This window comes from Bradyrhizobium sp. ISRA442 (genome assembly GCF_038085055.1).
Classification (GTDB): domain Bacteria; phylum Pseudomonadota; class Alphaproteobacteria; order Rhizobiales; family Xanthobacteraceae; genus Bradyrhizobium.
Map to the genome: position 1 here is coordinate 90018 of NZ_JALGCN010000020.1, position 23013 is coordinate 113030.

The window sequence follows — 23013 nt, forward strand, 5'->3', positions numbered from 1 at the left end:
GTGATCGGAAGACGGGTGAGATCATGACTGTCTTAGTCACCGGCGGCGCCGGCTATATCGGAAGTCACACGGTTCTTTCGCTGGCGGAAGCCGGCGAGGACGTCGTCGTGATCGACGATCTCTCCACCGGCTTCTCCGCTTACTTGCCCGAAGGCGTGCCGCTGTTCATCGGGGACGCCGGCGACGAGAACCTGCTCGAAGGGGTGATCGCGCAACACAACATCGAGAGCATCATACATTTCGCGGGCTCCGTCGTCGTGCCGGATTCGATGCGCGATCCGCTCGGCTATTACCGCAACAACTTCATGACCGCGCGCAACCTGCTCAACGTCGCAATCAAGCGCGGCATTGGCCGCTTCATCTTCTCCTCGACCGCGGCCGTCTACGGCAATCCGGACCAGGTGCCGGTGCCCGAGAATGCACCGACGCGGCCGCTCTCGCCCTACGGCTCGTCGAAGCTGATGACCGAGATCATGTTGCACGACGTCGCCTCCGCCTACGGCATGCAATATGTCGTGCTGCGCTATTTCAACGTCGCTGGCGCCGATCCGCAGGCCCGCATCGGGCTCGCGACCGTCGGCGCCACGCATCTGCTCAAGATCGCGGTCGAGGCGGCCACCGGCCAGCGCGCCAAGATTGACGTGTTCGGCACCGACTATCCGACCCAGGACGGAAGCTGCATCCGCGACTTCATCCACGTCACCGACCTCTCGCAAGCGCATCGCTCGGCGCTGTCGTACCTGCGCCGCGGCGGCGCCTCGACGACGCTGAATTGCGGCTATGGCCGCGGCTATTCCGTGCTGGAAACCATCGACGCGGTGCGGCGGGTTTCGGGGCGCAGCTTCGCCGTCCAGTACGCGCCGCGCCGGCCCGGCGACATCATGACCATGGTTGCCGATACCAGCCGGATTCGCAGCCTGCTCGATTGGAGGCCGCAATACGACGACCTCGAGACCATCGCGGCACATGCACTCGCCTGGGAGGAAAAGCTGTTCCGCGAGCGCCATGGCGAGCTGCGCCACGCCGCCTCGGCCTAAAATCCGCCCCTGCGCAAGTCCTTAATTGGGCTTGAAAAGCCCCGCTTTAGCGGGCACAGAGGCCATTCGATCCCTGACGCGCGGGCAGGCTTTTCCCTGCGCTGTCAATGGACTACGGATGGCCCAGTTTCCAAAGAAAATCACCGACGATCCCTATGCGGCAGCGATCCTGATTCGCCGCCTCGTCATGGAACAGGGGATCACCTACTGGCGGCGTTATCTCGTTGCCTTCGCGCTGATGGCGGCGGCTGCCGCTGCGACTGCGGCGGCGACCTACGTCCTCGGCCAGGTCATCAACCAGGCCTATGTCGACAAGAACATCCCCGGCATCGCCATGCTGTCGGGCGTCACGGTGATCCTGCTCTTCATCAAGGGCGTGGCGACGTACGGCCACATGGTGATCCTGACCAAAATCAGCAACGCCATCCTCGCCACCAACCAGCGGCAACTCTTCGCCAAGCTGATGCGCGAGAGCGTCGGCTTCTTCTCCGAGCGGCACTCCTCGGAATTTTTGGCGCGGCTGACCGCCGGCGCCAAGTCGATCACCGATGTCCTCAACATGCTGGTCAATGCCATCGGGCGCGACCTGTTGATGCTGCTCAGCATGATCGGCGTCATGGTGTGGCAGGATCCGCTGATGTCGTTCATCGGCCTCGTCGCGGTGCCGCCGGCGATGCTGGTGCTGCGCAAGCTGGTCAAGCGCATCAAGGGCCTCGCCTACAACCAGTTCACCGGCACAGCCGACATCCTGGAGACCATGCAGGAGTCGCTGCAGGGCATCCGCACGGTCAAGGCCTTCACGCTCGAAGAGACGATGCAAAGCCGCATCGACGAGAACATCGCGATCGTCGAGCGCAACGCCAACAAGATGGCCCGCGTCGCCAACCGCTCCAACCCGCTGATGGAGATGCTTGGCGGCTTCGCGGTCGCCGGCTGTCTGCTCTATGGCGGCTACAGCGTGGTCGCGCTCGGCGCGACGCCCGGCCAGTTCTTCTCGTTCATGACCGCCTTCCTGATGGCGACCGAGCCGGCCAAGCGGCTGGCGCGGCTCAACATCGATCTGAACAGCCAGCTCGTCGGCGCGCGTATGCTGCTCGAGGTGGTTGACAGCCCGGCCAGTGAGCACTCCGACGACGACAAACCATCGCTAAAACTGTCCGACGCCCGGATCGAGCTGCGCGACGTCAGCTTCGCCTATCGCACCGGTGAGACCGTCCTCAACCGCATGAGCTTCACCGCCGAGCCCGGCAAGGTCACTGCGCTGGTCGGCCCCTCCGGCGGCGGCAAGTCGACCGTGCTGGCGCTGCTGCTGCGCTTCTACGAGGTGACGCAGGGCGACATCGTGATCGACGGCCAGTCGATCTCCTCGGTCTCGCGAAAGTCGCTGCGGGCGCAGACCGCCTATGTCGGTCAGGACGTCTATCTGTTCCGCGATACCATCCGCAACAACATCGCCTTCGGCCGGCCCGGCGCGACCGAGAACGAGATCATCGAGGCGGCCAAGGCCGCCTGCGCGCATGATTTCATCATGAGCTTCCCGCTCGGCTACGACACGCCGGTCGGCGAGCACGGCACGCAGCTCTCGGGCGGCCAGCGCCAGCGCATCGCGGTGGCGCGCGCGCTGATCAAGAACGCATCGATCATCCTGCTCGACGAGGCCACCGCCGCGCTCGACTCCGAGTCCGAGAAGCAGGTGCAGGAGGCGATCGAGCATCTCTGCCAGAACCGCACCACGATCGTGATCGCGCACCGCTTGCACACCATCATGCACGCCGACGCGATCCTGGTGGTCGAGGGCGGCGAGATCATCGAGCAGGGCCGGCACGACGAGCTGCTCCGCCGCTCGGGCCGCTACGCCTCGTTCTTCCGCCTCCAGCACCACGACGCCGGCCCTCTGGGGCTGGCGCCGATTAGCGCAACCGCCTAGCATTTCCTTCACCCCAAGAGCAGCGAGACCGCTTCATGAACGCCGCCTCCTACGTCATTCCGCTTCCGCCCCAGGCATCGCTTCCCGTCGTCGGGGAGAGCGGCCGCTATCCGGTGCGCCGCATCTGGTGCGTCGGTCGCAACTATCTCGAGCACATCCGCGAGATGGGCAATGACGAGCGCGCGCCGCCGTTCTTCTTCGCCAAGCACGCCGACATGCTGGTGCCCGATGGCGCCACCATTCCCTATCCGCCGCTGACCAAGGACCTGCATCACGAGGTCGAGCTGATCGTCGCGATGAAGAGCGGCGGACTGAACATTCCCTCCGACAAGGCGCTCGACCACGTCTACGGCTATGCCGTCGGTATCGACCTCACCCGCCGCGACCTCCAGATCGCCTCGCGCAAGAAAGAACGCCCCTGGGAGATCGGCAAATCGTTCGACTATTCGGCGCCCTGCTCCGCGGTGCAGCCGGCTTCGAAGATCGGCCATCCATCCAAGGGCAAGATCTGGCTCACGGTCAACGGCAAGGAAGCCCAGAAGGGCGATCTCACCGAGCTGATCTGGAACGTGCCGGAGATCATCTGGCAGCTCTCGCAGCAGGTGAAGCTCGCTGCCGGCGACATCATCATGACCGGCACGCCCGCTGGCGTGTCGCAGCTTCAGCCCGGCGACAAGCTCGAATGCGGCGTCGACGGTGTCGGCACGCTGAAGGTCTCGATCGGCCAGCCGGAATAACCACGACACGTTCCCCAAATAACAAAGCCCCGGAGCATGCTCCGGGGCTTTTTGATTCCAGGCGACGATGTGCGCCAATCACCTCAGCGCCGACACCACGATCAGGCCGAGGATCAGCGCCGTCAGCGAATACTTCAGCGTGTAGTAGACGCTGCGATTCCACTCCTTGACCTTGCGGCTCGCGAGATGGATCTCGTAGAGCTTGCCGAAGACCTTGTTGAGCGCGCCGACATTCTCGCCATCGACATTCTGGGTCGCCGACGCCTTGACGATGTGATGGCTGACCCAGCGGTTCATCGCGGTCATGAAGCCGTACTTCATCGGACGCTCGACGTCGCAGAACAGGATGATTCGGTTGACGTCGGTCGCGTTCTCGGCGCTGTGGATGAACGTCTCGTCGAACATGAAGGCTTCGCCATCACGCCAGACGCATTCGACGCCGTCGACGAGGATGCGGCACTTGTTTGAGTTCGGCGTGACGAGGCCGAGATGATAACGCAGCGAACCGGCGAAGGGATCGCGATGCGCGCCTAGCTTGCCGCCCGGCGGCAGCATCGCGAACATCGCACCGTGTACGGACGGAATCGCGTTCAACAACTCCACCGTCTTCGGGCACAGCGTGCGCGCCGATGGCAGGAAGTCGTCGTACCACTTCAGGTAAAACCGCTTCCAGCCGCTTTTGAAGAACGAGTAGAAGCCCCAGTCGTTGTTCTTCGCCGCCGCGCGGATGAAGCCTTCGTCGAACAGGCGCACAGCCTCGTCGCGGATCGTCTCCCAATTTTCGCTGAGCGGCTTGAGCTCGGGAAACTGATCAACCGAGATCACCGGCTTGTTCGGCACGGCCGAGCCCGCATACATCAGCACGTTGTAGGGCGCGAGATAGGTCGAATGATCGCCGAGCTGGCGCGCGAAGCGCAGCCGCTGCTTGCCGCGGAAGTGGACGTAAAGCGTCGATGCCGCAAGCACGTAAAGGATGACAAGTTGCGGTGCAAAGAGCTGTTTCAGCATATCCCCGTTCCCAAGTGACCCAGCCGGGGTGTCGTGTAGCCCGGCCGCGCCGCACCGGCAAGATATTCGCCAACGGGTTGCCGTCTTTCCAGAAATCGTGAACGGACGGAGCTTGGCGCTGAAACGAACAGGGAGCCGAATCAGGCTCGTCAGGCTCGAGCCAGCGCCTGGAGCCCTTGAAGGTCAGGCGCTTGGGATCCCTGACGCCTTCGAGATAGAGCCGGCGGATAAACGTGGTGGCGGCGTCGCGGTCACAGTCAGTCAGCGCGACGACGGCGTCGACTGCGATCTTCTGGGCTTCCATTGGGTTCACCTCGGCCTTGCGAGTACCCCGGCCGAGACAGGTTAGGACTCACCGGTTAATCCGGCATTAACCGTTCGGGCCGCGTCACCGATTCGGCGTGGGCCCGAATACGCAAAACAGCACATTGGCGCGGCCTGAGCGGCCGGCGCATTGCGGCCCGCCCTCGCCTTCAACTCCCGGCGATATCGACGACGGCCTGGGCAAAGGCCTGCGGAGCCTCTTGAGGCAGGTTGTGCCCGATGCCGCCGGTGATGGTCCGGTGCTCGTACTTGCCAGAAAACTTCTTGGCGTAGGCCGCGGGTTCCGGATGCGGCGCGCCGTTGGCATCGCCCTCCATGGTGATGCTGGGAACGGTGATCACCGGCAAGCTCGCCAGCCGCTGCTCGAACCCGGCATATTTCACCTCGCCCTCGGCAAGGCCGAGCCGCCAGCGATAATTGTGGATGGTGATATCGACGTGATCGGCGTTCTCGAGCGAGGCAGCACTGCGGTCATAGGTGGCGTCATCGAAATGCCATTTGGGCGAGGCGAGCTTCCAGATCAGCCTGGCGAAATCGTACCGGTTCTTGGCATAGCCTTCACGGCCGCGTTCGGTAGCGAAGTAGAACTGATACCACCATTGCAGCTCGGCGCTCGGCGGCAGCGGCATCTTGCCTGCCGCCTGACTCGAGATCAGGTAGCCGCTCACCGAGACCATCGCCTTGACGCGCTCCGGCCAGAGCGCTGCGACGATGTTGGCGGTCCGCGCACCCCAATCGTAGCCCGCGAGCGTCGCCTGCTTGATGCCGAGCGCATCCATCAGCGCGACGATGTCCGCGGCGAGCGCCGCCGGCTCGCCATTGCGCATCGTATCGGGCGACAGGAAGCGCGTGGTGCCATAGCCGCGCAGATGCGGAACGATGACGCGATAGCCGGCCTGGGCCAGCGCAGGCGCGACATCGACGAAGCTGTGGATGTCATAGGGCCAGCCGTGCAGCAGGATCACCACGGGTCCATCGGCCGGACCAGCCTCGGCGTAACCGACGTTGAGGACTCCGGCATCGATCTGCTTGATCGCGGCGAAGGATGTGTTCGCGCCCGGCTTGACGTTGGGCAAAGGCGACGGACTGTCCTTGCCGGACTGCGCGACGGCAGCGCCGCCGAGAACCAGCGGCGCGGCGATGCCGATCGCGGCGCTGGCCAGGAAGCTGCGACGGTCGGCGATTACTTTCTCTGACATATCGATCTCTTGAACTGGAAGGCGGCGCTCGATGAGGCCGGCGGCCGTCTATCACGCCAGATGTAGGCGCAATCGGGAGGGCGACGAGCAGCAGGCGAACGATTGGCATCGTTTCGCTCGGCCAACGAGTCACAATTCAGCGAGGCGCTCACCATGCGAAAGGCGTGACCGCGATGGCGATCAGGAATACTGCATCACGCCGTCGTCGATCCTGCCGTAGCGCAGGGAGACGATGTCGAGGGCGTAGTTCTGATACAGTCGCCACGGCCGCTTGGATCCCTGCTTCGGCATCTTCGCAATCGAGCGCTGGACATAGCCCGAGGTGAAATCGAGCGAGGGCTGCAGGGTGACCGCCGCGTCGTCATTGTGCGGCACGCATTGACGGAAGTTGTGCCGGTCCATGTAGTTGATGAGCCGGCAGACATATTCGCAGGTGAGATCGCATTTCAGCGTCCAGGACGCATTGGTGTAACCGAAGGCGGAGGCGAGGTTCGGCACGTCCGCGTACATCATGCCCTTGTAGGTCAGTGTTTTCGCAAAATCGACGGCGCGGCCGTCGACGCTGATCTCGAGGCCGCCGACGACCTGGAGCACCAAGCCCGTAGCCGTCACGATGATATCGGCCGCAAGCTCGCTGCCATCCTTCAGGCGGATGCCGTCGCGCGTGAATGTCTCGATCTCATTGGTGACGACGGTGGCGCGCTGCTCGCGAATCGCCTTGAGCAGGTCGCCGTCCGGCACGAGGCACAGCCGCTGATCCCAGGGATTGTAGCGCGGCGTGAAATGGGTCGCGACGTCGTAGTCGGGTCCGAGCGCCATGCGCACGCCCTTGAGGATCAGCTCCTTGACCTTTGCGGGGCGGCGCCGGCTGAGCTGGAAGAAGAACATTCCCCACATCACGTTGCGCCAGCGGATCAGGTGATAGGCGAGCGTCGCCGGAAGATTGCGGCGCAGCTTGTTGGCCAGCGGATCCTGCGCCGGCCGCGACACCACGTAGGTCGGCGAGCGCTGCAGCATCACGACCCGCGATGCCTTCTTGGCGAGCTCCGGCACCAGCGTCACCGCGGTCGCGCCCGAGCCGATCACGACGACGCGCTTTCCCGCGTAGTCGACATCCTCGGTCCATTTCTGCGGATGTACGATACGACCCTGGAAATCCGCCGTGCCCTTGAACTCGGGTGTGTAGCCTTCCTCATATTTGTAGTAGCCCGAACACATGAACAGGAAATTGCAGGTGAAGCGCACGAGCCCGGTCGCGCCCTCGCCTGTGGTGCGCTCGACCTCGACGGTCCAGCGCGCATCGCCCGTCGACCAGGACGCGCGCTTGACGCGATGGCGATAGCGGATCTTCTGGTCGATGCCATTCTCGGCCGCCGTCTCCCGCACATAGTTCAGGATTTGCGGCCCGTCGGCGATCGCCTTCGGATCGGTCCATGGCTTGAAGGAATAGCCGAGCGTGAACATGTCGCTGTCGGAGCGAATGCCGGGATAGCGGAAGAGGTCCCAGGTGCCGCCGATGCAGTCGCGCCCCTCCAGGATGACGTAGCTCTTGGCCGGGCATTTCGTCTGAAGATGATAGCCCGCGCCGATGCCGGACAGGCCGGCACCGACGATCAGCACGTCGAAATGTTCTTGGGACATCGTTTCCTCCGCCGCCGAGGATTGTCCGCCCGAGGACGCTGCCCGTCAACTGGCGATCGCTGCAGGATACAACCAGGAGGAGATTCGTACTGCACGCCAAAACGACGAAGCCCCGGATTGCTCCGGGGCTTCGCGCCGATGATCGATCGGATCCGCCTCTCAGTAGCGATAGTGATCGCTCTTGTACGGGCCTTCCTGCTTGACGCCGATATAGTCGGCCTGGTCCCTGCGCAGCTCGGTGAGCTTGACGCCGATCTTCGCGAGGTGCAGGCGCGCGACCTTTTCGTCGAGCGTCTTCGGCAGCACGTAGACCTTCTTCTCGTACTTGCCATTCTTGTTGTTGGCGAACAGCTCGATCTGCGCCAGCGTCTGGTTGGTGAAGGACGCCGACATCACGAAGCTCGGGTGGCCCATGGCGTTGCCGAGGTTCACGAGGCGGCCTTCCGACAGCAGGATGATGCGGTGCTTGTCGGGGAATTCGATCTCGTCGACCTGCGGCTTGATGTTGGTCCACTTCAAATTGCGCAGAGACGCGATCTGAATCTCGTTGTCGAAGTGACCGATGTTGCAGACGATGGCCCGATCCTTCATCGCGCGCATGTGCTCGATGGTGATGATGTCCTTGTTGCCGGTCGCGGTGACGAAGATGTCGGCGCGGGGCGCGGCATCCTCCATGGTCACGACCTCGTAGCCTTCCATCGCCGCCTGCAGCGCGCAGATCGGATCGACCTCCGACACCATGACGCGGCAGCCGGCCTGGCGGAGCGAGGCCGCCGAGCCCTTGCCGACATCGCCGAAGCCGGCGACCATCGCTACCTTGCCCGACAGCATCACGTCGGTGCCGCGGCGGATGCCGTCGACCAGCGATTCGCGGCAGCCATAGAGGTTGTCGAACTTCGACTTGGTGACGCTGTCGTTGACGTTGATGGCCGGGAACAGCAGCGTGCCCTTGTTCGCCATCTCGTAGAGGCGATGCACGCCCGTGGTGGTCTCCTCCGAGACGCCCTTGATGTTCTTGGCGATCTCGCCGAAGTAGCCCTTCGGCTTCTCCTTGAGCAGGCGCTTGACCAGCGCGTAGAAGATCTCCTCTTCCTCCGAGCCCGGCTTGTCGAGGAAGGCGGTGTCGCCGTTCTCGGCGCGCACGCCGGCATGCACCAGCATGGTGGCGTCGCCGCCGTCATCGAGGATCATGTTCGGCGTGCCGCCGCCATGCCAGTCGAACAGCTTTGCGGTGTAGTCCCAGTATTCGGTGAGCGTCTCGCCCTTCACGGCAAAGACGGGAATGCCGGCTGCGGCGATCGCAGCCGCAGCGTGATCCTGGGTCGAGTAGATGTTGCAGGAGACCCAGCGGATGTCGGCACCGAGGGCGGCGAGCGTCTCGATCAGCACCGCAGTCTGGATCGTCATGTGCAGCGAGCCGGCGATGCGCGCGCCCTTGAGCGGCTGCTTCGGGCCGAACTCCTCGCGCGTGGCCATCAGGCCGGGCATCTCGGTCTCGGCGAGTGAGATTTCCTTGCGGCCGAAATCGGCGAGCGAAATGTCCTTGACGATGTAATCGGTGAAGCCGGGCTTCGCATTCATGAGAGCTTCCTGTTTGTTTGCTCGTCATTCCGGGGCGCTCGCGAAACGAGCGAACCCGGAATCCAGAGATTCGAGATTCCGGGTTCGCCGCTTGAAGCGGCGCCCCGGAACAATGGTGTGATTAGACCGCGCGCTTGAGCGGCTCGACCAGATCGGTCTTCTCCCACGAGAAGCCGCCTTCGTTGTCGGGCGTGCGACCGAAATGGCCGTAGGCCGAGGTGCGCGCGTAGATCGGGCGGTTGAGGTCGAGATGGCTGCGGATGCCGCGCGGGGTGAGATCCATCGCCTGCGCCACCGCCTTCTCGAGCTTGTCCTCGGACACCTTACCGGTGCCGTGGGTGTCGATGTAGATCGACAGCGGCCGCGCCACGCCGATCGCGTAGGCGAGCTGCAGCGTGCAGCGGTCGGCAAGACCGGCGGCGACGATGTTCTTGGCGAGGTAGCGCGCAGCGTAAGCGGCCGAACGGTCGACCTTGGTCGGATCCTTGCCGGAGAACGCACCGCCGCCATGCGGGGCCGCACCGCCATAGGTGTCGACGATGATCTTACGGCCGGTCAGGCCGGAATCGCCGTCGGGACCGCCGATGTAGAACTTGCCGGTCGGGTTGATGTGCCAGATGGTCTTGCCGTTGATCCAGTCCTTCGGCAGCGCCTCGCGCACATAAGGCTCGACGATGTCGCGCACCTGGTTGGAGGTGAGGTCCTCGACCAGATGCTGGTGCGAGACCACGATCTCGCGCACGCCGACCGGCTTGCCGTTCTCGTACTGCACGGTGACCTGGCTCTTGGAGTCCGGACCCAGCACCTTCTCGCGGCCGGAGTGACGCGCTTCGGAGATGAGGCGCAGGATCTTGTGGGCGTAGAAGATCGGTGCCGGCATCAGGTCGGGCGTCTCGTTGGTGGCGTAGCCGAACATGATGCCCTGGTCGCCTGCGCCTTCTTCCTTCTTCTCGCCGGGCTGAAGCGCATCGACGCCCTGCGCGATGTCGGCCGACTGCGGATGCAGGAGAATCTCGACGTCGCAGGTCTTCCAGTGGAAGCCTTCCTGCTCGTAGCCGATGTCCTTGATGGCATCGCGCACGACGCTCTCGATGTGCTCGTTGGTGACCGACTTCGGACCGCGCGTCTCACCGGCGATCACCACCTTGTTGGTGGTCGCGAGCGTCTCGCAGGCGGCGCGGATAGCCCAGGGATCGATGCCGGCTTTCGGCCCTTCGCGATAGAACAGATCGACGATCTCATCGGAGATCCGGTCGCAGACCTTGTCCGGATGGCCCTCAGACACGGACTCGCTGGTGAAGAGATAGGACGCGCGCATCAAGTAACCCCTTGTTCCGCCGCTCGCGGCGGTCGTTTGCGATGTTTAACCTTGGGTGATGTCAATCACGCCGACGCGAGATGACGTAGGATTCGTCGAAGAACCAGAGCCCGTTGTGCTTTCGCAGCACGTCCCTGGCGGCATCCAGAGTGCGGCCGTTTTGAGTCGTTTCTGTCAATCGGTCGTCCTCAATCTGAGCGACATACACCGCCGCATTCCACGCTGCAAAGGCTGTCGAGGTTCCGATGGTGCCGGTGACCTCGTTGGGCAGGGCTTCCATATCATACCGGAAGATCGAACGGTTATCGGCATATGCGTTAAAATTGAGGTCGCGCCCGGCCGATCCAAGCTCGTATTTCACCGCGCGCAATAGCTCATGACGGCTCACGGAGAAAGGATTTTCTCCGGGCCAAATGGCCTGGATAATCTCCATCCCCGGGTCATTGCCGTGAGAGTGAATACCGATCAGGCGGCCGCCGGCCCGAAGTGCCCGCGCCAGCGGGGCAACGATGCGTTTTGCCCGGAAATTGACCGAGGATTTGGCCCGGTATGGCTGGGATGCAATGACAAGGTCGAAATTGGCCTCGATCTGGCCCGGCCGCGGAATCGTCGAATCAAGCAGGAATCGGTGGTCCTCCCGGTAGAGCACCAGCACCACCGGCCGCTCATAGAGCGGCATGCCCGTGCGCGGGCTGACGGCGGCACGCCAATTCTGCTCCAGGAACGGCTTTAGATCGGCGATCTGGGCCTCGAACTCGCCGGACGAGGCCCCGCGCAGCGGCACCTCGTGCCAGACCGTGGCAGCCGCGGCCGCGGGCGAAGCCGGCGTGAGCCAGGGTGCCTCGGCATAGTACATGTTGGTAAAGACGAATACGGAGGCCGGGTGCTCGAACAGCCGGTCCGGCACCTTCTCCAACGTGAGGCGGACGTCCTCGAGGCTCAACTCCTTGCCGGCGACATAGAACGGCATGGTTGGATAACGCTGGTGCATCGACCGCAGCACCCGGGCCAGCACCGTGCCATCGCCGACGCCGGCGTCGAACACCCGCAGCGCCGGCGGACGCGGATGAATGGCGGCAAGCTCGAGCGCCACACGATCCGCGATCACCCGCTTCTCGCTGCAGGTGTGGACGAACAGCAGGTATTTCTGCCGGTTCTCGAAGAAGCGGAAATTGCCGCGCGGATCGCGCTTCTCCGGCGGCACCTGAAGCCCGCGCGGCGGCGGCATGCCGCCGGGCATCGACGCAGCCATATAGGCCTGGATCCGCTCCAGCGTGTCGATGGTGATCCGTTTGCCCTCGCGCAACCGCTGCACCAGCTTGCCGTCGTTGACGGCCCGCCGCCCAAACGTCGATTCCGCCATGTCCGCCTTGCGGCAGAATTCGGTGATCTGGCTGAGGAGCTCGCCGTTCTTCATGGGGTGGGACGGGTGCGGGCAGCGGGGTTTGACCCGCGGTCCTAGCATCTTCTGCCCACCGGGGGAATGCGGTGGCGGGGATGTGGCGTTAGGGACGGAATGACAGCGCGACACCCTCAGCGCCGTCCTAGCGCCAGGACGACGTTGGGAAGATGGTGCGCCAACCTCGCAACACCATCATTGCGGGCGCTGGAATTTGAACCCGCGCGTATGGCCGCGCAACAAACGGACGCCTCCCTCCTCCGACAGGATCCCGCCATGCGCCGCCTGTTCGTCGCGCTCTGCCTGCTCACCGCCGCCTTGTGGTCGGTGCCCGCCTTGGCGCAAGCGCGCAATCAGCTCGGGCCGCTCTGCACCACCGAGACCACGCCGGCGGATCAGATGATCGACGCCTGCAACAAGATCATCGCACTGAAGGTCTTCAAGGGCGGGCAGCTCGCGACCGTCTATTTCTGGCGTGCGGTGGGCTGGAACAAGAAAGGCGATTACGCCAAGGTCATCGCGGATGCCACGGAGGCGATCCGGCTGCAGCCGAGCCAGGCGGTCTACAATCTGCGAGGATCGGCCTATTACGACAAGGGCGAATACGACATCGCGATCGCCGATTTCGACGATGCGCTGAAGCTCGGGCCGCCGAGCGGCATCATCTTTCACAACCGTGGCAATGCCTGGCGCGGCAAAGGCGACTACGCCAAGGCAATCGCCGACTACGATGCCACGATCAAGTTGGAGCCGAATTCCGCGTTTGCATTCAAGAACCGCGGCATCTCCAAGCAAGCACTCGGCGATCTCGACGGCGCGCTCGCCGACATCAACCAGGCGATCCGGCTCGACCCGACCCTGCCGCAGCCGCTGATCAATCGTACCGCGATCTGGCGCGCCAAGGGCGATCTCGACCGCGCCATCGCTGACGGCAGCGAGGCGATCCGGCTTGCGAAGGAGAAGCCGCCGACCAACATCATGACGCCGCCGAACAGCGTGCTGATTTCCGGCTATGTCCATCGCGCGCTCGCCTACGAGGCGAAAGGCGACTATTCCCACGCCCGCGACGACTACAAGGCAACGCTGGCGATCGCAGCTTCGGATGCCGGCAGCAAGGCCAACCAGGCGACGGCGAAGGTACGACTCTCGCTGGTGACCGACGCGAGTGCGCCGATCCCGCGCGATGCGCCGACGCCGTCGCCACAACAGCAGGGGACGCCTGTGCAGCAGCAGGGCAACGCCACGCCAGCGTCCTCGCCTACCCCCCGCAAGCCCCGGCAAGCGCATGGCGCTGGTCATCGGCAACGGCGCCTATACCCATGTCAAGGCGCTGCCCAATCCGCCCAATGACGCACGCGCGGTGGCAAAGAGCCTGCGCGAGATCGGCTTCACCGTGTCCGAGGGCGTCGATCTCGACCGCACAGCGATGCAGAAGATGACGCGCGACTTCCTGCGCGACCCGGCGCGTGCGCAGGTGGCGATGGTCTACTATGCCGGGCATGGCGTGCAGGTCGACGGCCGCAACTACCTCATCCCCGTCGACGTCGAGCTCAAGGGGGGCGCCAACATGACGGAGGCGATGATCGATATGGACACGATCATGGCCGGGCTCGACGACCAGGTCCGCACCAACATTCTGATTTTTGATGCCTGCCGCAACAATCCGATGGCGCAGCAGGTGGCTTCGGCCGGGACCAGTCGCGGCATCGAAGGCGCCTCGGGTCTCGCAGCGCCGACGAGTCTCGGCAATGGCGCGACGCTGGGCGCCGGCACGCTGATCGCATTCGCCACCGCGCCGGGCCAAGTGGCGCTCGACGGCGACGGCGCCAACTCGCCGTTCTCCGCCGCCCTCTCCCGTCATATCGGCACGCCGGGCTTAGAGGTGCAGCAGATGCTGACGCGGGTGCGGGCCGAGGTCGTTTCGACCACCAAGAACAAGCAGGTGCCGTGGTCGAACTCGTCGCTGCTGGGCGAGGTATATCTGGTGGAGAAATGAGGGCGCGATTCGCGCCCTCCATCGCGACTGCAGCGAAGCTGCCCGACACACGCACTCAGTCGTCATCGCCCGGCTTGACCGGACGATCAGTATTCCAGAGACAGCGGAGAAGCCGGGGCGTACTGGATTCCCGGCTTTCGCGGGGAATGACAGCGAGGGGAGGAAAAGCAGGCTCCGCATCTCGCTACACCATGCGGGCTACGCCTGCTTGATACGAAGCCGACATCGCTCAAAACGTAGATGGCCGGGACAAGCCCGGCCATGACGCTATCTGCGCTGCTGGAGAGAGCCTAATTGCCCCACACTTCCTTGGCGATCTCGACGGCAAGGCTGAGCTTGGCCCACTGCTCCTCCTCGGAAAGAATGTTGCCTTCTTCCGTCGAAGCGAAGCCGCATTGCGGGGAGAGCGCGAGCTGCTCCAGCGGGGCGAACTTCGCGGCTTCCTCGAGACGCCGCTTGATGTCGTCCTTCTTCTCGAGCTCGCCGAACTTCGAGGTGATGACGCCGACCACGACGACCTTGTTGCCCTTGGGCAGGAAGCGCAGCGGCTCGAAGCCGCCGGCACGGTCGGAATCATATTCCAGGAAGTAGCCGTCGTAGTTGGTGCCGGCGAGCAGGGTCTCGGCGACCGGCTCGTAGCCGCCCGAGGAGATCCAGGTCGAGCGGAAATTACCGCGGCAGACGTGAGTCGAGATCACCATGTCGGCGGGCTTCTCGGCGAGCGCGTAGTTGATGATGCGTGCATAGATCTGCTGCAGGCCGTCCGGATTGTCGCCGCGCTCGCGCGCCTTCTTCAACTCGTCCTGCGAGCAGAGATAGGCCCACACCGTGTCGTCGAACTGGAGATAACGGCAGCCGGCGTCGTAGAACGCCTTGACGGCTTTCCGATAGGTCTTGCCGAGATCCTCGTAGAAGGCATCGAGATCCGGATAGACGTCCTTGGAGATCGACTTGCGGCCACCGCGGAAGTGCAGCACCGCTGGCGAGGGGATCGTCATCTTGGCCGTGACGTGGGCCTGGTCGGCGTACTTCTTCAGGAAGCGGAAGTGATCCAGCATCGGATGGTTGTCGGGGAAGTCGAGCTTGCCGATCACCCGCACCGCGTCATGCCGCGTCTCGACGCCCGCGAACTGGATGCCCGTGTCCGGATGGAACATTTCGCAGCCGGTGAGCTTGGCCAGGAAATCGAAATGCCACCAGGAGCGGCGGAATTCACCGTCGGTCGCGAGCTTCAGGCCGACCGAGGCCTGCTTGTGCACGACCTTCTCGATCTCCATGTCCTCGACCTTGCGCAGGTCATCGGCCGAGATCTCGCCCTTCTCGAGTTTTGCGCGGGCTTCCTTGATCTTGGCTGGGCGCAGGAGGCTGCCGACCTCGTCGGCGCGGAACGGGGCTCTGGTTCGCTGCATTTTCTTACTCCCGGGATTTCTAGTGGGCGGCCGCCCCGGCGACGCCGAGATGGCGCTCAAGGACCGAGGGGTCGGCCTTCAGCGCGGCGCTCAGGGCGTCGTGGACGATCGTTCCGCGCTCCAATATCACAACGCGGTCGGCAAGCCCCAGAATCTTTTGGGCATTCTGCTCAACGATGATCGAGCAGATGCCGCCTGCCCGGGTGATGGTCCCGATCGCCTTCAGCAGCTCCTCGACGATGATGGGGGCGAGGCCCTCGGTCGGCTCGTCCAGCAGCAGGACCTTCGGATTGAGGGTGAGCGCGCGGCCGATCGCGAGCATCTGCTGCTCGCCGCCGGAGAGCTGGTTGCCAAAATTGCTTCGCCGCTCCTTCAGCCGCGGGAACATCTCGTAGATTTTCTCGACTGTCCAGGGACCGGGCTGCGCCACCGCGGTCATGTTCTCCTCCACCGTGAGCGAGCGGAAGATGTTGCGCTCCTGCGGCACCCAGCCGATGCCGGCGCGCGCCCGCTGGTCGGGCCGCAGAGCCGTGACGTCGGTGCCGGCGAGCGCGACACTGCCTGCGAAGCGACGGGTGACGCCGACGATGGAGTTGATCAGCGTGGTCTTGCCGGTGCCGTTGCGGCCGAGCAGTGCCAGCACCTGCCCCTCCGCAAGGCATAGGGACATGTTGGGCAGCACCACCGCCTCGCCATAGCCGGCGCGCAAGGATTCGATTGCGAGCAGATCAGACATTGACCGCCTCCTCGCCGAGATAGACCGCCTTGACCTGAGGGTCGCGCGCGACCTGGTCGGGCGGGCCTTCGGTGAGAAGCGCACCCGAGACCAGCACCGAGATGCGATCGGCGAAGGAGAAAACGAGGTCCATATCGTGCTCGATCAGGAGCACGGTGACCTCGCGCGGCAGCGCGCCGACCACGGCCAGGATATCGTGGCGCTCGCTTTCGGGCACGCCGGCCGCGGGCTCATCGAGCAGCAGCACGCGCGGCTTGGCCGCGATTGCGACCGCGATCTCGAGCAGGCGTTGCTTGCCGTAAGGCAGCGTCACGGTCTGCTCGTTCATGACGTCGAGCAGATGGAAGCGCGTCAGGAGATCGGCGATCTCGTCATTGACGTCGTCGCGCGTCCCCATCCGCCGCCACCAGTCGCCGCCATGGCCGAGCCGCTCGGAGACGGCGAGCCCGATGGTCTCGAGCGGGGTCAGGTCGGGATAGAGCTGGTTGATCTGGAAGGTGCGTGACAGGCCGCGCAGCACGCGCTTGTGCACGGGCAGATCGGTAATGTCCTGGCCTTCGAGCAGGATGCGCCCGGAATTCGGCTTGAGAACGCCGGTGAGTTGGTTGATCACCGTGGTCTTGCCGGCGCCGTTCGGGCCGATCAGCGCGTGACGGGCGCCCTGCTCGATCCTAAGCGACAGGTCGCGGGTGACGCGCAGGCCGCCGAACGTCTTTTCGAGATTCTGGGTTTCGAGCGCAATGGTCATGCGTCGCTCTCCGGCACGGCGACGACGGCCTTGCGCCCGGCCACCTGCTTGATGATCAGGTTCGGCACGAACAGCACCCAGCGATGCAGGCGTTGACGGCCGACCAGGACGATCACGACCAGCACGAGCCCGATCCAGAACTGCCAGTATTGTGGGGTGATGGTGGAGAACCATTCCTGAAGCATGCGGAACACCACGGCGCCGATCAGGCCGCCATAGAGATAGCCGGTGCCGCCGATGACCAGCACCAGCATTAGGTCGGCGGAGCGTTCGAAGGCGAACACGTCGAGCGAGGCGATCGCCGTGGTCTGGGTGAACAGCGCCCCAGCTATGCCGGCATAGAAGGCGGCGAGCGTGTAGATCGCGATCAGGCGGCGGTTGACGGGAATGCCGATCGCCGCAGCCCGCAGCGGATTGTTCTTGATCGCGCGCAGCGACAGGCCGAACGGCGAATGCACGACGCGGCGGGCGAGCAGGAACAAGAGGAACAGCACGGCGAGCGAGTAGAAGAAACCGGCCTTGCCGAACATGTCGAACGGGATTTGGCCGAAGATCGGCTGCATCTCGATGCCCTGCAATCCGTCGGTGCCGCCGGTGATGTTGGAGAAGCGCTCGGCGAGCGCTTCCAGCAGCAGCGCGATGCCGAGCGTCACCATCAGCCGGGTCAGGTCGACGCCGCGGATCACCAGGAAGCTGGTGGCGAATCCGAGCACCATCGCGGCAAGGCCAGCGGCGAGCAGCGCCAGCACCGGCTCGTTGATGATCCCATGCAGGGCAAGAAGGCCTGCGCCATAGGCACCGACGCCGAAGAAGGCGGCGTGGCCGAGCGACACGATGCCGGCATAGCCGAGGATGAGGTCGAGCGACATCGCAAACAGCGCCAGGCGCAGGATGTCGGTCATGATCAGATAGCGCGTGGGAAACAGAAAGCCACAGGCCAGCACGATGAGCCAGAAGGCGACTTCGCCATAGTGCCAGCGCGCCTGGCGCTGGGCGTGGTAACCGACGTCGGAAGAAGCGTTCATCGGCTTTAACTCAACGCGCGGCCGTGCGGCCGAACAGGCCGTTCGGGCGCCAGATCAGGATCACGATCATCATGGTGTAGATCACGAAAGGGCCCATCTTCGGCACGTAATACTTGCCGGCGACGTCGCCGATGCCGAGCAGGAGCGAGGCCAGGAACGGGCCGGTGATCGAGGAGGAGCCGCCGACGGTGACCACGATCAGGAAGTAGATCATGAACTTCAGCGGGAAATACGGGTCGAGGCCGAGGATCTCGGCGCTGAGCGCGCCGCCGAGGCCGGCGAGCCCGCAACCAAATGCAAAGGTGAAGGCGAACACCTGCGGCACGTTGATGCCGAGGCCGCTCGCGGCGCGGGGATCGTCGACCGCGGCGCGCAAACGGCTGCCGAAGCGGGTCTTGGCCAGCACCATCTGGAGCGCGATGGTGAGGAGTCCGCAGATCACGATGATCATCAGCCGGTAGCGGCCGATGCCGATGCCGAACACATCGAACTGGCCCTGGAGCGCGGCCGGCAGGTTGATGAAGACGCGCGATGATCCCTGGATGTAGTCGACGGCGGCGACCGACATAAAGGTCAGGCCGATCGTGAAGAGCACCTGGTCGAGATGGCTGCGCGTGTAGAGATGGCGGTAAAGTGTGCGTTCGAGCGCGATGCCGATGGCCGCGGCCGAGACGAAGGCGAGCGGCAGCGCTGCGAAGAACGGCCAGCCCAGCCGGTTGACCAGCACCATGCAGACATAGCCGCCGGCCATTGCGAAGGCGCCGTGAGCGAGATTGACGAAGTTCATCAGGCCGAGCGTGACCGCAAGCCCGCAGGCGAGCACGAACAGCAGCATGCCGTAGGCAACGCCATCGAACAGGTTGGTGAGGATTGCGGTCATCGATCCTGCTTAGAGCTAGTCGTCATGGCCGGGCTCTTGTCCCGGCCATCCACGCGTTCTTCTCTGGTCTTTCTTTTCTTGGCTTTGCGTGGATGCCCGGGTCAAGCCCGGGCATAACGCAGAGGAGCTGCTTGGCAGCTCCAGTATGACGCGCTTTCGCGCGTCACTTCTTGGTCTTGCCCAGATCCTTGACGCCCTCGAAGGTCGCGAACTCGACGTTGTAGAGCTCGCCGTCGACCTTCTCGACCTTGCGGATGTAGATGTTCTGGACGATGTCCCGGGTCTCCGGGTCGATCGAGATCGGGCCGCGCGGGCTCTCCCACTTCTGCCCCTTCATGGCCTCGACCAGCTTGGTGCCGTCGGTGTCGCCATTGGTCTTCTTCAGCGCCTCGTAGATCAGGTGGATGCCATCATAGCCGCTCACCGCCATGAAACCCGGACGGTTGCCGAAAGCCTTCTTGTAAGCCGCGACGAAGTCCTTGTTCATCTGCGAGGGATGGGCCGCGGAATAGAGATGCGCGGTGACCGTGCCAAGCACGGCATCGCCCATGTTGTTGAGGAGGTCGTCGTCGGTGACGTCGCCCGGTCCGATCACCTTGATGCCGGCCTTGTCGAGGCCGCGCTCGGCATATTGCTTCATGAAGTTGCCGCCCTGGCCCGCCGGGACGAACACGAAGATCGCATCCGGCTTGGCATCCTTCATGCGCTGCAGGAACGGCGCGAAATCCGGATTCTGCAGCGGCACTTTGACCTCTTCGACCACCTCGCCGCCGCCGGCGGTGAAGTGCTCCTTGAAGAAGTTGAGCGCGTCATTGCCCGGCGCATAGTCCGAGGTCAGCGTCGCCACCTTCTTGATGCCGTTCTTCACGGCCCAGTCGCCGATGATCGTCGAGGACTGCGCCAGGGTAAAGCTGGTGCGCACGATGTAGGGCGAGCGTTCGGTGATGATGGAGGTGCCGGCCGCCATCACGACTTCCGGGATCTTGGCCTGGGTTGCGAGCGGCGCGGCGGCGAGCGCGGCCGGCGTCACGCCGAAGCCGGCGATGAAATTGACCTTGTCGTTGACGATTAGCTCCTGCGCGGCCGTCTTGGTCTTGTCGGGAATCGCAGCGTCGTCCTTGACGATGATCTCGACCTTCTTGCCGGCGACGGTGTCGCCCTTCTGCTGCATGTAGAGCTTGATCGCGTTCTCGATCTGCTTGCCGGTCGAGGCCTGGCCGCCGGTCATCGGCAGGATCAGGCCGACCTTGACGCTATCCGCCGCCTTGGCGGGCGCGGCGGCTGCAAGGGCCGCGATGGCGGCCACCGCGGCGACCAGAGAAAACTTGCTTTCGAACATCAGATGTCCCTCCCCTTCATTCCTGACCTCTTGTGCGCCGGACCGAGTGCCCGGTCCTTGCCTCAATTTAGCTCACGCGCGACCCACATGGCGTCTTTCGCGCCCCTATTGTCAATCGGACGTTTGGCGACCATTCGGCGCAAGCCGATCGTTCCGATTGGCGACCGCGGGAGCGATGTCGCGGTTACGTTCAGGTAACCCCGCGCATCTCGACCTTTGTCGCCTTCATTTGTACGGTTGTACAAATAAAATGGACTTGTCAACGAAAAATCCCTTCGCCAATCAAGCCAGTTTGTCGCGAGCCTTTCGGTCCAGTCTAGGAATGGGATGCGCGGCGTGGATGGAGGATTAAGCCTTTCTCTTGCAGAATCTGTACATCCGGGGAGCCGCCGGGCGACCGACTCTTGGTAGCCAATTACCTACCTCGAATAAGCCTATTTTACCTTGTTGATGACTACTCTCCCGGCGCCGGCCACAGCCGGCCTTTCCGTTCCAATTCCCGTGCTCAGACAATGCCGACGCGTTTCCGCTCCTTCACAATCCTCTTAGCGCTCGGTGCAGGGCTCTGCGGCTGCGGCACCGTCAACGAGAAGCTGTCGGCCGGCATGGGCGACTACATCCCGCAATGGGCCGGCGGCCTGCCGGCCGACGCCCCGCCGCGGCCGGGCACGCCGCAATACGACGCCTACATGAAGGAGCGCGAGCGCAAGCGGCTGATGCCGGCGGCCGAGCGCGAGAAGGAGGAACAGGCGCAGAAGGGCGCTACGGGCTCGACGTCAGGCGGCGCGGTGCATTGAGAGGTGAATAGCGAATAGGGAAGCCGGGCTTCTTCCATTCACTATTCGCCACTCCCCGTTCGCTAATCCACAAACACCACGGTCTTGCGGCCGTTGAGGATGACGCGATCCTGCAGGTGATAGCGGATCGCGCGCGCGAGCACGCGGCGTTCGATGTCGCGGCCCTTGCGGACGAGATCTTCGGGCGTGTCGCGATGGCTGATGCGCTCGACGTCCTGGTCGATGATCGGGCCCTCGTCGAGGTCGCGCGTGACGTAATGCGCGGTCGCGCCGATCAGCTTCACGCCGCGCTCGTGCGCCTGGTGATAGGGCTTTGCACCCTTGAAGCCCGGCAGGAACGAGTGATGGATGTTGATACAGCGGCCTGACAGCTTTGCCGAGAGATCATCCGACAGGATCTGCATGTAGCGGGCGAGCACCACGAGATCGGTCCCGGTCTTCGCAACGAGATTGAGGATCTGCCCCTCCTGCTCACGCTTGGTCTCCCTGGTGATCGGCAGGTGATGGAACGGGATCTCGCCGAAATCGAGCCCGGCATAGACCTCACGCGGATGGTTGGAGACGATCGCGGTCGGAATCATCGGCAGTTCGCCGGTACGCCAGCGGTAGAGGATGTCGACCAGACAGTGGTCGGACTTCGACACCAAAAGCATCACCTTGCGATGCGCCGCGCGGTCGCGCATCTGCCATTCCATGCCGAAACGCTCGGCGATCGCGGCAAAACCGGTTTGCAGCGCCGACAGTTCCACGGCGAGATCGGCCGCGGTGAACACCACGCGCATGAAGAATTTCTCGGTCTCGGTGTCGTCGAACTGCTGGGCGTCGAGGATGTTCTGTCCGTTGTGGGCAAGAAAGGTCGACACCGCCGAGACGATGCCGGGGCGATCCGGACAGGAGAGCGTCAGGACATATTGATGGTCGGGCATGGGCCTTGATGAAGGTTTGTGCAAATGATGCGGAACACCGCGATTTGCGCCCTGCTCTATCACCGACCCCGCCCTTGCGCCAATCCCGCACGCGGAGTCAGGATGAATGTAACATTGCGATTTTCGACCGGAGCACGCCCATGGCCGACCGCTTGAACGGCTACCGCATCCTGATCCTGGAAGCGCGCGAGGAGGCGCAGTTCTCGAAGCTTTTGGCCGAGCAAGGCGCCGAGGTCGTGCAATGTCCGATGTTTGCCATTCACGACGCGCCCGACCCCGCCCCGGTCGAGGCCTGGATCCGCCGCGCCATCGACAAGCCGTTCGACGACCTCGTGCTGATGACCGGCGAAGGCCTGCGGCGGATCATGAAGCTTGCAGCCGCGCACGGGCTCGATCGGGCCCTGGTCGCGTCCCTCGCCCAATCGCGAAAATTCGCCCGCGGGCCGAAACCCGGCAGGGCGCTACGCGAGGTCGCTCTCGACGCGCAGCAGACCACGGAGAAGCCGACCACCGAGGGCGTGATCGAGATGCTGGCGAAGATCGACCTGAAGGGGCATCGCCTTGGGCTTCAGCTCTATCCTGACAAGGACCACAGCGCGCTGACCGGCGCGCTTACGGCGCAGGGCGCTGACGTCGATGCGGTGCTGCCCTACGTCTACGATCCCAAGGCGGCCGACGCCAACATCGTGGCCGCGATCGAGGCGATGGCGGAGGGGCGGATCGATTCGATCGCGCTGACCAATCTCGGCCATGTCCGCCGCCTGATCGAGACCGCAAAGGCGCACGGCAGCGAGGCGCGCCTGCGCGCCGGATTCGAGCGGACGCTGATCGCGTCGGTGGGACCTGCGGTCTCTGGCGAGCTCGCGGCGCACGGCTTGCGCGCCGACGTCTCGCCGGTGGAAGACCACTATTTCATGCGCCCGCTGATCTCGGCGATGGCGGCGGCGCTCGCGGAGAAACGGCCGAAAGTGGCGGGCTAATCGCCA

At 64.0% G+C, this 23013-nt stretch carries 18 protein-coding genes and 1 pseudogene; 6 read left to right on the top strand and 13 right to left on the bottom strand.

All coding sequences use genetic code 11. From position 1 onward, the window contains the following. The first annotated feature begins 23 nt into the window (after positions 1-23). The 3 genes from galE (at position 24) to MTR72_RS31045 (ending at position 3701) form a co-directional block, all read left to right on the top strand. On the top strand, positions 24-1037 hold the full coding sequence (galE, locus tag MTR72_RS31035) for a UDP-glucose 4-epimerase GalE (RefSeq protein WP_341511724.1): 1014 nt from the start codon (positions 24-26) through the stop codon (positions 1035-1037). A 118-nt stretch (positions 1038-1155) separates the two neighbouring features. Then, on the top strand, positions 1156-2964 hold the full coding sequence (locus MTR72_RS31040; protein WP_280969843.1) for an ABC transporter ATP-binding protein: 1809 nt from the start codon (positions 1156-1158) through the stop codon (positions 2962-2964). A gap of 35 nt (positions 2965-2999) precedes the next feature. Further along, positions 3000-3701, top strand: coding sequence for a fumarylacetoacetate hydrolase family protein (locus MTR72_RS31045; RefSeq protein ID WP_280969842.1), 702 nt, complete (start codon positions 3000-3002; stop codon positions 3699-3701). Positions 3702-3779: 78 nt separating this feature from the next. Here MTR72_RS31045 and MTR72_RS31050 read toward each other — a convergent pair whose 3' ends face one another. From MTR72_RS31050 to MTR72_RS31075, 6 genes are all read right to left on the bottom strand, one after another. Continuing rightward, a complete protein-coding gene (locus MTR72_RS31050; protein ID WP_280969841.1) occupies positions 3780-4709 on the bottom strand; it encodes an aspartyl/asparaginyl beta-hydroxylase domain-containing protein in 930 nt (309 codons plus the stop codon). A gap of 473 nt (positions 4710-5182) precedes the next feature. After that, the gene (locus MTR72_RS31055) at positions 5183-6232 is read right to left on the bottom strand and encodes an alpha/beta fold hydrolase (RefSeq protein ID WP_280969839.1); all 1050 of its coding nucleotides are present in this window, start codon (positions 6230-6232) and stop codon (positions 5183-5185) included. Between the two features lie 180 nt (positions 6233-6412). Then, a complete protein-coding gene (locus tag MTR72_RS31060; protein ID WP_341511725.1) occupies positions 6413-7873 on the bottom strand; it encodes a flavin-containing monooxygenase in 1461 nt (486 codons plus the stop codon). 159 nt (positions 7874-8032) lie between these two features. Then, entirely contained in the window at positions 8033-9454 is a 1422-nt protein-coding gene (ahcY, locus tag MTR72_RS31065; protein WP_280969837.1) for an adenosylhomocysteinase, read from the bottom strand. A gap of 121 nt (positions 9455-9575) precedes the next feature. Further along, positions 9576-10772, bottom strand: a complete 1197-nt coding sequence (metK, locus tag MTR72_RS31070; RefSeq protein WP_280969836.1) for a methionine adenosyltransferase — start codon at positions 10770-10772, stop codon at positions 9576-9578. A 61-nt stretch (positions 10773-10833) separates the two neighbouring features. Next, positions 10834-12189, bottom strand: a complete 1356-nt coding sequence (locus tag MTR72_RS31075; protein WP_280969835.1) for a hypothetical protein — start codon at positions 12187-12189, stop codon at positions 10834-10836. A 258-nt stretch (positions 12190-12447) separates the two neighbouring features. Between MTR72_RS31075 and MTR72_RS31080 the strand changes: the two are divergent. Beyond that, positions 12448-14167 (top strand): annotated as a pseudogene (locus tag MTR72_RS31080) (caspase family protein). A gap of 290 nt (positions 14168-14457) precedes the next feature. On the opposite strand, the gene MTR72_RS31085 reads toward MTR72_RS31080, so the two are convergent. From MTR72_RS31085 to MTR72_RS31110, 6 genes are all read right to left on the bottom strand, one after another. Further along, positions 14458-15576, bottom strand: coding sequence for a cobalamin-independent methionine synthase II family protein (locus tag MTR72_RS31085; protein ID WP_280969833.1), 1119 nt, complete (start codon positions 15574-15576; stop codon positions 14458-14460). Positions 15577-15595: 19 nt separating this feature from the next. After that, a complete protein-coding gene (locus MTR72_RS31090) occupies positions 15596-16312 on the bottom strand; it encodes an ABC transporter ATP-binding protein (protein WP_341511726.1) in 717 nt (238 codons plus the stop codon). Next, on the bottom strand, positions 16305-17060 hold the full coding sequence (locus MTR72_RS31095) for an ABC transporter ATP-binding protein (protein WP_280969831.1): 756 nt from the start codon (positions 17058-17060) through the stop codon (positions 16305-16307). The genes MTR72_RS31090 and MTR72_RS31095 overlap by 8 nt, the downstream gene beginning before the upstream one ends. Continuing rightward, complete coding sequence (locus MTR72_RS31100; RefSeq protein WP_280969830.1) at positions 17057-18085, bottom strand: branched-chain amino acid ABC transporter permease; 1029 nt, start codon at positions 18083-18085, stop codon at positions 17057-17059. The genes MTR72_RS31095 and MTR72_RS31100 overlap by 4 nt, the downstream gene beginning before the upstream one ends. Positions 18086-18095: 10 nt before the next feature. Beyond that, entirely contained in the window at positions 18096-18965 is an 870-nt protein-coding gene (locus MTR72_RS31105; RefSeq protein WP_280969829.1) for a branched-chain amino acid ABC transporter permease, read from the bottom strand. Between the two features lie 163 nt (positions 18966-19128). Beyond that, entirely contained in the window at positions 19129-20304 is a 1176-nt protein-coding gene (locus tag MTR72_RS31110) for an ABC transporter substrate-binding protein (RefSeq protein WP_341511727.1), read from the bottom strand. A gap of 512 nt (positions 20305-20816) precedes the next feature. On the opposite strand from MTR72_RS31110, the gene MTR72_RS31115 reads away from it, so the two are divergent. Further along, entirely contained in the window at positions 20817-21101 is a 285-nt protein-coding gene (locus MTR72_RS31115; RefSeq protein ID WP_341511728.1) for a hypothetical protein, read from the top strand. Positions 21102-21163: 62 nt separating this feature from the next. Here MTR72_RS31115 and purU read toward each other — a convergent pair whose 3' ends face one another. Next, positions 21164-22027: a formyltetrahydrofolate deformylase gene (gene purU, locus MTR72_RS31120; protein WP_341511729.1), complete on the bottom strand. Its 864-nt coding sequence runs from the start codon at positions 22025-22027 to the stop codon at positions 21164-21166. A 140-nt stretch (positions 22028-22167) separates the two neighbouring features. On the opposite strand from purU, the gene MTR72_RS31125 reads away from it, so the two are divergent. Further along, positions 22168-23007: a uroporphyrinogen-III synthase gene (locus MTR72_RS31125; protein ID WP_341511730.1), complete on the top strand. Its 840-nt coding sequence runs from the start codon at positions 22168-22170 to the stop codon at positions 23005-23007. Positions 23008-23013 lie beyond the last annotated feature (6 nt).

What these genes read in the sequence shown, in the direction of transcription:
- galE (WP_341511724.1), top strand. Translation starts at nt 24, where the DNA reads ATGACTGTCTTAGTCACCGGCGGCGCCGGCTATATCGGAAGTCACACG.
- MTR72_RS31040 (WP_280969843.1), top strand. Translation starts at nt 1,156, where the DNA reads ATGGCCCAGTTTCCAAAGAAAATCACCGACGATCCCTATGCGGCAGCG.
- MTR72_RS31045 (WP_280969842.1), top strand. Translation starts at nt 3,000, where the DNA reads ATGAACGCCGCCTCCTACGTCATTCCGCTTCCGCCCCAGGCATCGCTT.
- MTR72_RS31050 (WP_280969841.1), bottom strand. Translation starts at nt 4,709, where the DNA reads ATGCTGAAACAGCTCTTTGCACCGCAACTTGTCATCCTTTACGTGCTT.
- MTR72_RS31055 (WP_280969839.1), bottom strand. Translation starts at nt 6,232, where the DNA reads ATGTCAGAGAAAGTAATCGCCGACCGTCGCAGCTTCCTGGCCAGCGCC.
- MTR72_RS31060 (WP_341511725.1), bottom strand. Translation starts at nt 7,873, where the DNA reads ATGTCCCAAGAACATTTCGACGTGCTGATCGTCGGTGCCGGCCTGTCC.
- ahcY (WP_280969837.1), bottom strand. Translation starts at nt 9,454, where the DNA reads ATGAATGCGAAGCCCGGCTTCACCGATTACATCGTCAAGGACATTTCG.
- metK (WP_280969836.1), bottom strand. Translation starts at nt 10,772, where the DNA reads ATGCGCGCGTCCTATCTCTTCACCAGCGAGTCCGTGTCTGAGGGCCAT.
- MTR72_RS31075 (WP_280969835.1), bottom strand. Translation starts at nt 12,189, where the DNA reads ATGAAGAACGGCGAGCTCCTCAGCCAGATCACCGAATTCTGCCGCAAG.
- MTR72_RS31085 (WP_280969833.1), bottom strand. Translation starts at nt 15,576, where the DNA reads ATGCAGCGAACCAGAGCCCCGTTCCGCGCCGACGAGGTCGGCAGCCTC.
- MTR72_RS31090 (WP_341511726.1), bottom strand. Translation starts at nt 16,312, where the DNA reads ATGTCTGATCTGCTCGCAATCGAATCCTTGCGCGCCGGCTATGGCGAG.
- MTR72_RS31095 (WP_280969831.1), bottom strand. Translation starts at nt 17,060, where the DNA reads ATGACCATTGCGCTCGAAACCCAGAATCTCGAAAAGACGTTCGGCGGC.
- MTR72_RS31100 (WP_280969830.1), bottom strand. Translation starts at nt 18,085, where the DNA reads ATGAACGCTTCTTCCGACGTCGGTTACCACGCCCAGCGCCAGGCGCGC.
- MTR72_RS31105 (WP_280969829.1), bottom strand. Translation starts at nt 18,965, where the DNA reads ATGACCGCAATCCTCACCAACCTGTTCGATGGCGTTGCCTACGGCATG.
- MTR72_RS31110 (WP_341511727.1), bottom strand. Translation starts at nt 20,304, where the DNA reads ATGTTCGAAAGCAAGTTTTCTCTGGTCGCCGCGGTGGCCGCCATCGCG.
- MTR72_RS31115 (WP_341511728.1), top strand. Translation starts at nt 20,817, where the DNA reads ATGCCGACGCGTTTCCGCTCCTTCACAATCCTCTTAGCGCTCGGTGCA.
- purU (WP_341511729.1), bottom strand. Translation starts at nt 22,027, where the DNA reads ATGCCCGACCATCAATATGTCCTGACGCTCTCCTGTCCGGATCGCCCC.
- MTR72_RS31125 (WP_341511730.1), top strand. Translation starts at nt 22,168, where the DNA reads ATGGCCGACCGCTTGAACGGCTACCGCATCCTGATCCTGGAAGCGCGC.